Below are 13,118 nucleotides of genomic sequence, written 5' to 3'. Positions count from 1 at the left end.
AATCTGCTGATGGTTGACCGCCTGGACCGCTATATCGCCCGCAACGTGCTGGCGGCTATTGTTGTGGTTCAGTTCGTGCTGTTGGGCTTGGATATTACGATTGCCTATATCGATAACTTAGGCGACGTCCAGGCTGGCTATACTGCCCTTGATGCGCTGTTTTACTTGCTGATGCGTACGCCGTGGCGCTTCTATCAATATGCCCCGGTGGCAGTGTTAATTGGCGCGTTAATTGGCTTGGGCAGCATGGCCTCTAATAACGAGCTCACCGTTATGCGCGCCTCTGGGCGCTCCCTCGCACGTATTGTGTGGGGCGTGATGAAGCCTGTGCTGCTGGTGATCGTCGTGGTGTTGCTGGTGGCTGAATACGTCAGCCCGCGCACCGAACAACACGCTGAGGCGTGGCGCTTAGAAAAGATTCAGGGCGAAGGCACGATGCTGACTAGCCGCAGTGGCTGGCAGATTGAGGGCGACAGCGTCTACCGCTTCGGGGCGATCCGTGCTGATGATGTGGTGCTTGATTTAACCCGCTACCGCTTTGATGACCGGCAGCTAGTGGAAGCCACCTATGCCCAGCGCGCGCTTTGGGAAGACGGCGCCTGGCGTTTGGAAAACGTCTCTACGACGCGCATCTTCGATAATCACACTGAGTCCGACCAGGCCGCAAGCATGGGGTGGGAAACGTCCTTTACCCCCACGCAGCTTGAGCGCTTGCTGCGCGATATAGAAAGCCAGGCGCCCAGTGAGCTTTGGTACTACGCGAAGTTTCTCGCTGATCAAGGTCTGCAAAATGATCAGGCACTGCTGTATTTTTGGCAGAAAATGCTAATGCCACTCACCATGGGCTCATTAGTGCTGATTGCGGCCTCGTTCGTGTTTGGCCCGCTGCGCACCGTGGCCGCGGGTACCCGCGTGTTTTACGGGGTAATTACCGGCCTCAGCTTTAAATATGTGCAAGACCTACTGGCGCCTGCATCAACGATTTTCGGATTCTCACCCGTGTGGGCCGTCTTAGTGCCGACGCTTGTGTGTGCCGGGGTCGGGATCTATTTCTTACGCCGCAACGGTTAGCAAGATGCGCACGCGACGCTTTACTCAGTTGGGTGATGCGTGGCCAGCAGGCCTAGGCCGCCGCTTAGGCGCCATGCTCTACGACGGCTTTTTGGTTACGGCAATCTGGATTGCAGTGACGGTGGTTCACCTAATGTTTTTCCGCTATATGCTGGGCCAGTCGCCTGAAGACATTGGCGCCACCGCCTGCGATGTTTGGAGCCTGCGAATCATGCTGGTCGTGTTTGTCAGCCTGTTTTTTGTTTTCTCCTGGACGCGCGGCGGCATGACTCTGGGAATGCAGGCATGGCGGCTGCGTGTGCAAACGCGAGAGGGCTATTCACTGAGCGTGACGCAGTGCCTCATTCGCTGCGGCGTTGCGTGGCTATCGCTGCTGACGCTTGGGTTAGGCTATCTGTGGGTGCTGTTCGACCCACAACGACGTAGCTGGCCAGATATTGTGTCTAAAACGCAAACCGTCGTACTGCCAAAAGGCTAACGCGGTCGAATTTGCGCCGAAAAATAATAATTAGGCGAAAATTATTGCCTGCAAAAAATGTCGCGGCGCCAATATGTTATCGAGAGGCAGCTGTGTGTTAAGACGAATGCCTCCCAAAAAGCAGTCATTTCTACTTGATAAGATGTATACGAATCATTTACATTCATCTCATAGCTTATATGAGGTGTCACCATGTACGTTTGTGTGTGCAAGGGAGTAACCGATCATCAGATTCGTCAGCAGGTAAGCGACGGTGCGCGCAGCTGGCGGGAAGTACGCGAAGCAACCGGCTGCGCAACGCAGTGCGGTAAGTGCGCGTGCTATGCCAAATCTATTACCCGCGATGCCGTACAAGAAGCGCGTCAAGAAGCCGATATGGGACTTGCTTACGCCGTGTGACGCGAATCACTCTTGTTAGAGTTATCGTTTGCAAATGTATGATTTGCTTGAACTTTTAAACACCTTATCTATACTCTCAGGAAAGCTGGGAGTGTAGCTATGTGCGTCTATACTCCTTCTCTAACGTAACTGCTTGATCGCATTATTTAAAGGCCACTTAAACACTGGCTTAACCATCAGCATTACCGTTGAAAAGGTGACATTATGAAAGGTGATACTAAAGTTCTTGAGCATCTCAACAAGGCGCTTGGTAACGAACTCGTCGCGATTAATCAGTATTTTTTGCATTCCAAAATGTACAAAGATTGGGGCCTGAAAGCACTGGCCAAGTGGGAGTACGAAGAATCCATCGAAGAGATGCAGCACGCTGACAAGATCATCGAGCGCATCCTATTCCTAGAAGGCATTCCCAACCTGCAAGACCTGGGCAAGCTGCACATTGGTGAAAACGTTAAAGAGATGCTCGAAAGCGATCTAAAAATCGAGCACGATGGCCGCAACGATTACATTGAAGCCATCACCTACTGTGAAAGCGTAAAAGACTACGTTACTCGCGATATGCTGCGCGACCTGCTCGCCGATGAAGAAGGTCACATCGACCACATCGAAACTGAGCTGAAATTGATCGAACAGGTGGGTATCCAGAACTACCTGCAGCGCCAAATGCAGATGGCTGGCGAAGAATAAATACGCTGGCAGTATTACCGTATTAAGTGATCGTTTCACGTTAATGCGCAAAGCAAAACGGGCAGCCCATGGGCTGCCCGTTTTCTATTAGGCTACTCGCGAGTTATGAGCTAGTCGCCAGAGTCTTGCCTGACTTTCCGCTCTCTGAAAATAACCATGAAGCTATAGAGCCTCTACATATTATTCCTGCCGCAAAGCATTTGCCGCCATTCTTCAAAAAACCTCCATCACATTGATAATATTAATAGTTAACTAAATCAATTGCTTGTTCCGTTTAATGGATGTTTTTTTCACGACTGAAATTTGCTTCAAAGACTAAAGTTTAAGCTTCATTGCTTTGACATAGTGCATTTAAAAAGCTTTATATATCGTGATATATCAAAGGAGTGTGACTATGCGCAAAACAACCTTTCTAACAGCATCGGCGCTACTTATTGCTGGCCTTATTCCCTCTCTGGCGTTGGCTCAATGGCCGGAACGACCTGTCAATATTGTCGTTCCTTCGGGTGCTGGCGGCGGTACCGATCAGACCGGGCGAATGTTGGCTGAAAGGCTTCAGGAATATTTCGGCCAACCCTTCAATGTAATTAATCAGGGGCAAGGGGGAGGTGTAATAGGTCTTTCCTCAATCAAAAATGCTGATCCCGACGGCTATACGCTGGGGGTTCTTTATAATTTCGCCCATTACGCGGCGATGGGGCAGGCCGACTTTGATGCAGCAGACTTTACTGCTATTGCACAGTTCAACTTTGATCCGGCTGGCTTCCAGGTTCGCGACGACAGTCCTTGGGAGAATATCGAGCAGGCTTTGGATGATATTCAGCAGTCTCCAGAGGATTATGTTATTGCCTGCGGTGGTGGGTGCGGGGGCTCCTGGCCCATGGCTGTTGCAACAATGATGGATCAGTACGGTGTTGACGTATCAAAGGTGCGTTTTGTATCAGGTCAAGGGGCTGCCGCTGCATTGCAGGATCTTGCTGCTGGCGGTGTCGATATTGTTCCTTCTTCTCTGCCTGAGGCTAGTCCCTTGATACAGGCGGGGCGCATCAAATCGCTAGTAGTGATGGGTGATGAAAGGCTGGAAGCTTTCCCTGACGTTCCTACGCTGGCCGAAGCTACCGACATAGGCTTGCAGCTGGGAGCCTGGCGTGGACTAGTGGCTCCCCAAGGGTTACCTGATGAGATCGTCGAGCGGCTTGAAAGCGCTATGCATGAAATCGTGAACGACGATCAATGGCGCCAACAGATGACTGATCGCGGTTTTGGTATTCAGTGGCGTGATGCCCTTACGTTCAGCGATTTTATGAACGAGCAACAGGCCTCGGTACGCGAGCTCATCGAAACCATCGGTTTAGTCAAAAGCAACTGATTCTTGCTTGTCATTCGCCGGCGGCATGCCTAAGTGCCGCCGCAGTTCAGACAGTCGTACTTGGAGTCATCGCTTTGAAATTCGACGACAGTATCAGTGGGCTACTCATTATCTGCTTCGGCAGCATGGTCATTTTTTTTGCTCAACAGTTACCGACACTGCAGTTTATCGATTATGGGCCGGGCTTCTTTCCTACCTTGATCGGTATTGTGCTTGTTATATGTGGGTTGTCTGTACTGGCGAAGCGGATTGTTTCCAGCCAAGGCAAGATAGCTACTTGGGTGCGCATCGATAGTGATCAGGATGTATGGAAATCGCTATTAACCATTGGCTTTGTGATTGCCGTTATTCTTTTTTATATCTTTACCGTCAAAATTCTGGGTTTTTTGGTAACGATGCCGCTGGTGCTTTTTTCATTATTGTTTTATTTCCACCGCCGTCTTGGTCGAGATCTGGGCATTGCTGTTATTGGTAGCATCGCCTTCCATAGCTTTTTTTATCAGTTAATGTCGGTGCAGTTGCCTTGGGGCCTGTTAACACCATTCGCGGGGACTCTGACATGGTAATGAATGCTCTAGCGTTATTGTTCACGCCCACAACACTTGGTGTCATGCTCGCGTGCGCTCTTTATGGGCTCGTGATTGGTGCTATTCCCGGGTTTTCCGCTGCGATGGCGGTCGCCCTAATGGTTCCCGTCAGTTACTTCTTGGATCCTGTGCCCGCGCTAGCAGGCGTTGTCACTCTCTGCGCTATGGGTATTTTTTCGGGAGATATTCCCGGCGCACTGTTACGTATTCCTGGAACACCAGCTTCCGCAGCTTATGTTGATGAATCCTACAGAATGACTCAGAAGGGGCAGGCAGGGCTCGCTCTGGGAACAGGCTTAGTATGCTCGTCAATAGGTGGGATATTCGGCAGCATCGTATTGATTTTTGCAGCGCCCTCATTAGGGAATTTAGCCCTGCAGTTTAGCTCAGTTGAGTATTTCTGGTTGGCTTGCATGGGTCTGACCGCAGCGATTGCCGTCTCTCAGGGCTCAACCGCTAAGGGAGTTGTTTCCTTAAGCCTTGGTTTGTTGATTGCAATGGTAGGCCTTGACCCGGTATCTGGACAGCCTCGTTTCGCCTTCGGCACGGAATATCTCTCCGGCGGGCTAGGCTTTATACCGGTGCTCATCGGTTTATTTGCCTTATCAGAAGTCTTTCGATTTGCGCTGTCGCCAAAGGGCGATGAGCTTGCACCGGTAGGCAAGTTAGATGATGTTTTTCGGGGAGTGCTGTCTGAGATTAAGCGCATGGGGTTTCAGATACTGCAGGGTTGCGGCATTGGGACTCTGGTCGGCGCTATTCCGGGGGCTGGAGCTGACATTGCCTCTTATATCGCTTATGCCAGCACGAAGAAACAATCCCGTCACCCGGAAAAATTCGGCACTGGAATCGTCGATGGCATAGCATCAGCCAGTGCTGCCAATAATGCGTCGATTGGTGGAGCTCTCGTCCCGGCCACAGTGTTTGGTATTCCTGGTGACAGCCTGACAGCTGTGATTATAGGCGTCCTTTATATGAAAGGGCTTAACCCAGGGCCTACCGTTTTTCTGACGCAAGGTGATCTTATCACCGCAGTATTTCTTGCCTTCTTACTCGCCAATATTCTGATTGTACCGTTTGGCTATCTTGCGATCCGTATTTTCAGGCACATTCTAGCCGTGCCGCGAACGATTTTAATGCCCTTAATCATCGCGGCTTGCATTATCGGTGCGTTCGCGGTGGAGAATACGGTGTTTGCCGTCGTGACAATGCTGTGCGCCGGTATACTTGGCTTTTTCATGGAAGAAAATGGTTTTCCGCTTGCGCCAGCGATTCTCGGCGTCGTATTGGCTCCCATCGTTGAAGAGAATTTTCTTAATACATTGGTAAAATCAAATGGCGATATGCTGGTCTTCTTCAGTCGTCCTATCGCCTTGGCTCTAGCAGTAATCACTATCGCTATCTGGGTGGTTCCTCCCTTGCTAGCGCTTCTACGTCGCAATAAAGGCAGAGTTAAATCAACATGAACGGATCTTACGGTTCTACTATATCAACGCTTTTCTCGCGTGCAGAGGAGGCCTATACGATCATCGAAGAGATGATCGTTACATTGACCCTAGTACCGGGAGAGATTCTGACGGAGCAGGCACTCTGCGAGCGGCTCGATATGGGTCGAACACCCATTCGGGAAGCGCTATTAAGACTTAAGCAAGACTATTTGCTTAGCGTTCTGCCCAGGCAGGGGATTTTTATCCAGCCGATTGATACGACGACAGCTCTTGAGGCTTTAGACGTTCGCCAGCATGTTGAAGGGTTGCTTATCAGGCGCGCGAGCCAACTGGCTAGCGATAGCCAACGGCAAGAGTTCCTGCGTATGGCCGATCAGGCCGAAAAGGCCTTAAAAAGTGCCGATAACGTAGCTTTCTCACAGATTGATAAGCGTTTTAACGAACGAGTGTGTGAAGCAGCCAGGCACGCTGTTGCTGCTAAGACCATCATGCCACTGCATGCAGTATCACGCCGAATTGGCTTTTTCTTGTCACAGTTCGCGGATTTGGGCCTAGCTGACACGGGGCTGCCCCACGTGGAAATCATGCGGGCAATCGCTGAGGCCGATGCGGATACGGCACTAACCTCGCTAGGCGTGCTGCACCGGCGTACGCGCGAGCAGACTCTTGCTATCGAACGAGAAGGGTTACTTGATCGAGCTAACAAGTGATCGAATCATTGTTGCTGCCGGTGCCCGTTAATGCTTATTCAGAAGGATGAAACTGTATATATGCCCCGATCTAATATAATCCTAGTAGGTGCTTATTCTCCCCAACAGCGTGAACGGCTAGAAACTCGTTTTACCACGTGCTCTGTTGATACTCCGCAGCAGTTGATGAGGCTCGCTAGCGACGAGCGGAAGGCCTGTGCAGCAGTTGCCTGTCATGGTCACTCACCTTTTGGTGCTGCTGAAATGGATGCGCTTCCCAGCTTGCGTCTGATTGCCAACTTTGGTGTGGGTTACGACGATATCGATATCGACGCGGCTACGAGCCGCGGTATCACGGTGACTAATACGCCCAACGTGCTAAATGATGATGTCGCTGATTTGGCCGTCGGAATGTATTTGGCCCTCAAGCGTCGCCTTATTGCTGGTGATCGCTGGGTGCGCAGCGGAGACTGGGCGCGTATTGGCTCATTTCCGCTGAATGCACATACCAGCGGTCTGCGTGTTGGCATATTAGGAATGGGGCGGATAGGTAAGGAAATTGCTGACCGCATGGTAGCGTTCAAAACCACCGTGCATTACCAATCACGTCAGGCCAAACAAGTACCTTCTGATTGGGTTTATCATGCCGATGCCATCGATCTAGCACGCTCGGTGGATGTTCTGTTTGTAACGATAGTGGGTGGAGATGAAACTCGCCATTTCGTATCGGCTGAGGTACTCAGTGCATTACCTAGCGATGCCGTTGTGATCAATGTTTCCAGAGGCACGGTGATTGATGAGGATGCGCTAATTCAGCGTCTGCAAGGCGGATTTTTAGCGGGCGCTGCGCTTGATGTCTTTGCAACTGAGCCGCATGTAGATCCGCGGTTGTGCGATCAAGAAAATGTCTTGCTTCAGCCCCATCAAGGTTCGGGTACTATTAATACGCGCGAATCCATGGGGGACTTGCAGTACGCCAATATTCTTGCCTTCACAGAAGGTAATGAGCTAATAACGCCTGTTAATTGATATGCAAAATTGCGCTAATTACCTACCAACGGTAATAACAACAGCAGCACAACAACGGAGCATTCGCTCGAGCGTGGGCTAGTCATAGGATGCAGGAGGCGCCTGTTTTTGTGTCGAATAGCCTGCTATTTACAGCAATCCAGATTGTTATATAAAACGTGCTAAAAGCAAAACGGGATTACAGGCTAATTCCACTGATGGTTGCTCCATATAGTCAACGTGATACTTTCCTGACGCCGACAATGCTTGAAAGCGATACGGCGAGGATGGAAAGCAGAATCAGCGCCAGCGCAGGGATAAGCACCGTCCAGGGCCCACGCTCGATATAGGGCATGCCTTCGGCCAGTATTAGCCCCCACTCAGGTGACGGCGGGCGTGGGCCAAGGCCCAGAAAGCCCAATGCCGCAAGGGCGAGCGCCACTCCTGGTAAGCGCAGCATGGCATGGCGAAACACCGGGCCAAGTACTGCTGGCAACACATAACGGCTCATCAAGCGAAAATGGCCGACGCCTAAAATAGGCGTAATCCGCACGTGGGGTTGGGCTTTGACTTCGGCAACCAGCGCTGCCGTATGGGCCGCCAGCGGTGCCCAGGCAACCGCTGTTACGGCAATAATGGCGCCGCTGGCGCTAGGCCCTGCCAGCCCCGCCACGATAAGCCCCGCAATCGTGGGCGGAGTAGCCTTGGTGATTTCAATCGGACCGGTTGCAAGCCTTGGCGCCAAGCCCATGAGAAGCCCGAGCACCAGCGACAAGCAGACAACGGCAACGGCCATCCCCATGGTGGAAAGCGCCCCGTGAGCAACGCGTGCCAGAATATCCCGTCCCGTTCCGTCCGCGCCTAGTGGCAGTGCCCAGCTTGGCGGCTCAAGACGCATAAACAATGAGCTAAACGGGTCACGTGTCATCCCTGCAACCACCAGCACACATAGCAGGGCGATGGCCACCGAGGGTACTACCCATGCCCCTCGCTGGGCATGTCGCTCGCTATGCGCCACCGGCAGTGCGCCCAGCCGAAACGCACGCCCTAGCAGCAGCGCGCGGCCAATGTTGGCCAAGCTGCCCAGCACAATCGCAATCACCAGTAGAATAAGAATCCCGGTTTGAAGCGCAGGCATGTCCTGCGCCGCTGCTGCTCCCAGCGTTGCCCGACCAAGCCCTGGAATAGAAAACACCTGCTCGACGGCAATCGCACCACCGGTTAAGCCTACCATCACCATGCCCACCTGAGGCATAAGGCTAGGTAGGGTTCGTCGCAGTGTTGCCAAGGTAATCCGGCTGCGTGAAAAACCCGCCACGCTCCAGGTGGCCACCCAGCGCTCGGTAAACGTCGTCGCCAGGCCATCGCTAAACAGCCGACCCAGCAAGCCGCCTGCCGGTAAGCCTAGCGCCAAGGCAGGCAGTACGGCATAGCTTAAACCGCGCCAGCCGTAAGGTGGCAGCCAGTTGAGCCAGGCGGCAAAAATGACCAGCAGTATGGACGCGAGCAAAAACTCAGGCAGAGCTGTCAGCGTTGCGCCAACCGCGCCGGATGAGCGGCTGACCCGGCCGTTAAGGCCGCGACGAACCACCGGCACGCAAATAAGAGTGGCCGTGATAACTGCTACCAGCATGCCAAACGCCATTAACGTGACCGATACCTGCGCGCTTTTTAACATGCCCGGCAGTACGGGCGCGCCAGATATCCAGGAGTTGCCCGCATCGCCACGCATTAACCCTATCAGCCAGCTTTGCAGCTGTTCAAGCGGGCCAAGCTCAAGGCCAAGCTGGGCACGAATGGCTGCCAAAGCTTCGGGCGTTGCCTCTTGTTCGGCAGAACGCGCTCGCAGAATACTCAGCGCCGGGTCCCGTCCTGATAGCCACGGCAGCAGCCCGACCAGAACCACCACGCCCGCCAATGTTACCAGGCGCGAGATCAGCGGGATAAAGGGTTCAATGCGCAGGCGGCGCCACAAGCGCAACGGTATCGCGGTCGTCATTCGTGATGTGCCCTTAGGACTCGCTATCGTTGTTGAACATGGTTTTTTCGGTGATCAGCATACGCTCGCGCGGATCGCGTTCGGCATTGGCAACGCGTGCCGATTCGCCCTGAATAACGCGCTCATGCAGCATGGGAATCGCCGCATCGGTACGCAAAATGGCCGTTTCTGCATCGATAATCGCTTGGCGTCGTGCTTCGCCAGTGGGCAGAACGGCAGCGGTGGCTAGCGCCTCATCTACGGCTGGGTCGCACAGTTGGGCGATATTAAAAGAGCCCGCACAGGCGAAGTCGCTAAACATGTAGGCCACCGGATCGCCGGAGTCGAGTACCGTCGCCCGAGAGAGAATAAACGCATCGAATTCACCCGCCAGTGCGTCTGCTTCGATATGCGCGTACTCACGCACTTCCTGGCGAACGTTAAAGCCGGCGCGGGTTAGCTGCTGTTCCAGCAGAACGGCGACTTCGGGAAGCTCTGCGCGGTCGGTAAAGGTGGCTAGGGTAATCTCGGTACCGTTCGGCGCGGTGGGCGCTGTAAGATCCTCTATCGGCGTGCGAATACCGCTCGCCCAGGCAAGCGCCGGGCCTAGCAAGCCCTCGGCAATATCGGCACGGCCTTCATAGACGGTGTTTACAATCGACGGGCGATCAATCGCTTCACGTATCGCCGCGCGCAGAGCCGGGTCAGCCAGCGGACCAGACTGAGTGTTGAGATAGAGCGTATTGGTACGCGGCATAGGCACTTCATGAACACGCTCAGGGTCGAGAAGAGCGGCCTGCGATACCGGGATAGCTTCAACCACATCCGCCACGCCGGTTCTTAATGACGCTGCCCGCGCGGTACCATCGGGTACGTAGTCGGCATCAATACCGGCCGCTGCCGCAGGCTCGCCCCAGTAACCCTCAAAGCGGTCAAGCTTGGCGCTGGTGGTACCGTTGATCTCTTTCAAAACGAACGGGCCAGTGCCTGCTTCGATAGGATTGACCCGGCCATCATCCCCGTAGGCTTTGGCGGCTAAAATCGCCAGCTGTGGGCTGGAAAGCCGGTTAGGAATCAGCGGATCGTCTTCTTCTGTGTGCACAATCACCGCGTTATCGCCATCGGTTTCGATGGTCATAGTGACCCCGTCTAGAATGCGCGGCTTCGGGGTTGCCTGAGTGGCTGCGGTGAGCGAATTCACCACGGCATTGGCTGTTAGCGCTGTGCCATCGTGAAACGCTACGCCGTCGCGAATGAGAAACCGCCAGGTTTTCGGGTCAAGTTGTTGCCACTCGGTGGCCAGAAATGGCTGGGGGTCGCTGTTGGCATCCAGGCGAATGAGGGTTTCTGCATTGCTCCAGCGCGACAGCTTAAACGCATCGTCGGATAGCGGCGTTAACCCCGAGCGGGGTGGCTGAAGCATGGCCACATTAATACGCGGGCCAACATCCGATGAGATGGTGTCGCGCTGTTCTTCAAAACAACCGGCAAGCAGTAAAGGAGCAGCCAGGGCAAAGGGTAGGGAAAGACGAAGCGGGCGGCGTAACATTGAAAACTCTCCTAAGTAAAGTGACTAACAGGCAAGCGATTGCCCAAACGCGCTAGGTCAATGCCTAAGCGCTGTGCCGGGCGAATGGGGTTAAAAAGTGTCTGGCGGTTTACCTCGCACGTTTATAAGAGTGCTTCTACCTCAGCGGCGTTGCAGTCTGGATAAGCACAGGTAGGCAGTTGGGAGACGGCATTAATCAAGTCCCGCGTGACCGGATGGTGAGGGTTACGCCATAGCTCAGCGGTGGGGCGGTCTTCAACAATGCTGCCGTCATCCATCACCAGCGTGCGCTGGCACAGCTTGGCAACGACTGATAAGTCATGCGACACCATCAACAGTCCAGTGCCGTTCTCATCGCAAAGCTGTTTGAGTACGTTGATAACCTGGGTGCGAACCGGCAGGTCGAGGCCGCTGAGCGGCTCATCGGCCAATAAAAAGCGCGGGCGAGTAGCAATGGCGCGGGCAATCGCTACTCGCTGAGCCTGACCACCAGACAACTCATGAGGCTTGCGATCCAGAAAATGCGCATCCAGACCAACCTGCTCTAACGCTTCGCAAGCGCGTTCAACCGGATCGCAATCAACCTTGAGTCTAATCAGCGGCTCGGCGACCAAGGCGCGAACGCTCATCCGCGGGTCAAGCGAGGAAGCCGGGTCCTGAGGGATATATTGAACCGCTTGACGGTACCACCTGAGCTTGGCCGTAGAGGCGGGGCGTACAGCTTTCTGCTGACAGGTAACCGAGCCGGTATCGGGGGCTTCAATTGCTAAAAGTGAGCGCAATAACGTGGTTTTACCCGAGCCGGATAGGCCCACCAATCCCACGCGTTCGCCGGGATACAGCGCCAGGTCGATATCGCTCATTACCTGCTTGCGCTCGCCTGCCCGCCAGAACACCTCGCGAGGCAGTGAAACGCTCTTATTGAGCCCACGTGCCGAGAGGAAAGCAGTTTTTTCGCTCACTACCGCGAGGTCATTTAAAACGACTCGGCCATTAAAAAGGGTTGCGCGCTGCATCTAGGCACTCTTTAAGTAGTCAACGGGCATTAGCTCGGCCGCATTCGTTAGTTCGGTCGGATATACGCTGTGGGCGGCGGCTACCAGTTGCTGAGTGAAACGATGCTGAGGAGCTGTAATCAGAGTGTCCAGCGCGCCGCTTTCGATCATGACACCACGCTCAATAATTACGGCTCGCTTGCAAAGCTGCGCTGCAGCGTGAAGGTCGTGGGTAATAAATAGCAGCGCGCTATGTGCGGTGTCCGTATGTTCACGTAACGCCCGCAGTACCTGGGCCTGGGTGACCACATCTAGCGCGGTGGTGGGCTCATCGGCGACCATCAGCGAGGTTTTACAGGCCATCGCCAGCGCAATGCAGACACGCTGGCGCTGGCCGCCGGAAAGCTCAGCTGGGGTGCGCTTGATCAACCGCTGAGGGTCATCCAAGCCCATGGCCCCCAGCAGGGCCACGGCGGCTTGATCGGCAGCTTTGCGCGATAGGCCATGATGGCGCGAAAACGGCTCACGTAACTGAGAGCCTACCGAGACCAAGGGGTTGAGCGCCGAGAGCGAGTCCTGAAATACCATCGACACCCGAGTATCTTTTCGACGCCGCGCGGCGGGCGTTTGAATAACCTCACGGCCCTGAATGCGGATGCTGCCCTGCACCTGGGCGTTGGGAGGTAAGAGACCCAGCACCGCTTTAGCAGTGAACGATTTACCCGACCCGGATGCGCCTAGCAGGCAAACACGCTCGCCAGGTAATACGTCAAACGAGAGGCCATCAACCACCGGGTGTCGGCCAATTTGAATGCGCAGGTCACGCACGGATAAAACAGGATCGCTGCACATTGATAACA

General features: G+C 54.0%; 13 protein-coding genes. 9 read left to right on the top strand and 4 right to left on the bottom strand.

Going from position 1 to position 13,118, the window contains the following annotated elements; genetic code table 11:
• The first annotated feature begins 6 nt into the window (after positions 1–6).
• The 9 genes from lptG (at position 7) to ACT3TR_RS04640 (ending at position 7,757) form a co-directional block, all read left to right on the top strand.
• Positions 7–1,071, top strand: coding sequence for an LPS export ABC transporter permease LptG (gene lptG / locus ACT3TR_RS04680; protein ID WP_096282437.1), 1,065 nt, complete (start codon positions 7–9; stop codon positions 1,069–1,071).
• 4 nt (positions 1,072–1,075) lie between these two features.
• The gene (locus tag ACT3TR_RS04675; protein ID WP_096282136.1) at positions 1,076–1,549 is read left to right on the top strand and encodes an RDD family protein; all 474 of its coding nucleotides are present in this window, start codon (positions 1,076–1,078) and stop codon (positions 1,547–1,549) included.
• A gap of 192 nt (positions 1,550–1,741) precedes the next feature.
• A complete protein-coding gene (locus ACT3TR_RS04670; RefSeq protein WP_096282135.1) occupies positions 1,742–1,948 on the top strand; it encodes a (2Fe-2S)-binding protein in 207 nt (68 codons plus the stop codon).
• A gap of 204 nt (positions 1,949–2,152) precedes the next feature.
• A complete protein-coding gene (gene bfr / locus ACT3TR_RS04665) occupies positions 2,153–2,635 on the top strand; it encodes a bacterioferritin (RefSeq protein WP_096282134.1) in 483 nt (160 codons plus the stop codon).
• A 394-nt stretch (positions 2,636–3,029) separates the two neighbouring features.
• Positions 3,030–4,004: a Bug family tripartite tricarboxylate transporter substrate binding protein gene (locus ACT3TR_RS04660; protein ID WP_096282133.1), complete on the top strand. Its 975-nt coding sequence runs from the start codon at positions 3,030–3,032 to the stop codon at positions 4,002–4,004.
• Between the two features lie 74 nt (positions 4,005–4,078).
• Positions 4,079–4,570 (top strand): tripartite tricarboxylate transporter TctB family protein, encoded by a 492-nt coding sequence (locus ACT3TR_RS04655; RefSeq protein ID WP_096282132.1) that lies wholly within the window; start codon positions 4,079–4,081, stop codon positions 4,568–4,570.
• Positions 4,564–6,057 carry a tripartite tricarboxylate transporter permease gene (locus ACT3TR_RS04650; RefSeq protein ID WP_096282131.1) on the top strand — a complete coding sequence of 498 codons (1,494 nt, stop codon included), beginning with the start codon at positions 4,564–4,566 and terminating at the stop codon, positions 6,055–6,057. The genes ACT3TR_RS04655 and ACT3TR_RS04650 overlap by 7 nt, the downstream gene beginning before the upstream one ends.
• Positions 6,054–6,749, top strand: coding sequence for a GntR family transcriptional regulator (locus ACT3TR_RS04645; RefSeq protein WP_096282130.1), 696 nt, complete (start codon positions 6,054–6,056; stop codon positions 6,747–6,749). The genes ACT3TR_RS04650 and ACT3TR_RS04645 overlap by 4 nt, the downstream gene beginning before the upstream one ends.
• Positions 6,750–6,809: 60 nt before the next feature.
• Complete coding sequence (locus ACT3TR_RS04640) at positions 6,810–7,757, top strand: 2-hydroxyacid dehydrogenase (RefSeq protein WP_096282436.1); 948 nt, start codon at positions 6,810–6,812, stop codon at positions 7,755–7,757.
• 214 nt (positions 7,758–7,971) lie between these two features.
• Here the strand turns inward: ACT3TR_RS04640 and ACT3TR_RS04635 are convergent, their stop codons facing one another.
• The 4 genes from ACT3TR_RS04635 to ACT3TR_RS04620 form a co-directional block, all read right to left on the bottom strand.
• Positions 7,972–9,735, bottom strand: a complete 1,764-nt coding sequence (locus ACT3TR_RS04635) for an ABC transporter permease subunit (protein WP_096282129.1) — start codon at positions 9,733–9,735, stop codon at positions 7,972–7,974.
• A gap of 13 nt (positions 9,736–9,748) precedes the next feature.
• Positions 9,749–11,263, bottom strand: a complete 1,515-nt coding sequence (locus ACT3TR_RS04630) for an ABC transporter substrate-binding protein (RefSeq protein WP_096282128.1) — start codon at positions 11,261–11,263, stop codon at positions 9,749–9,751.
• A 122-nt stretch (positions 11,264–11,385) separates the two neighbouring features.
• Positions 11,386–12,279: an ABC transporter ATP-binding protein gene (locus ACT3TR_RS04625; RefSeq protein ID WP_096282127.1), complete on the bottom strand. Its 894-nt coding sequence runs from the start codon at positions 12,277–12,279 to the stop codon at positions 11,386–11,388.
• On the bottom strand, positions 12,280–13,110 hold the full coding sequence (locus tag ACT3TR_RS04620; RefSeq protein WP_096282126.1) for an ABC transporter ATP-binding protein: 831 nt from the start codon (positions 13,108–13,110) through the stop codon (positions 12,280–12,282). It abuts the gene before it with no gap.
• Positions 13,111–13,118: the final 8 nt, after the last annotated feature.

Source organism: Halomonas sp. AOP12-B1-6, from assembly GCF_052379225.1.
Taxonomy (GTDB): domain Bacteria; phylum Pseudomonadota; class Gammaproteobacteria; order Pseudomonadales; family Halomonadaceae; genus Vreelandella; species Vreelandella casei.
The sequence above is the reverse complement of the archived record's forward strand: the minus strand, read 5'-3'. Positions and strand labels throughout refer to the sequence as shown.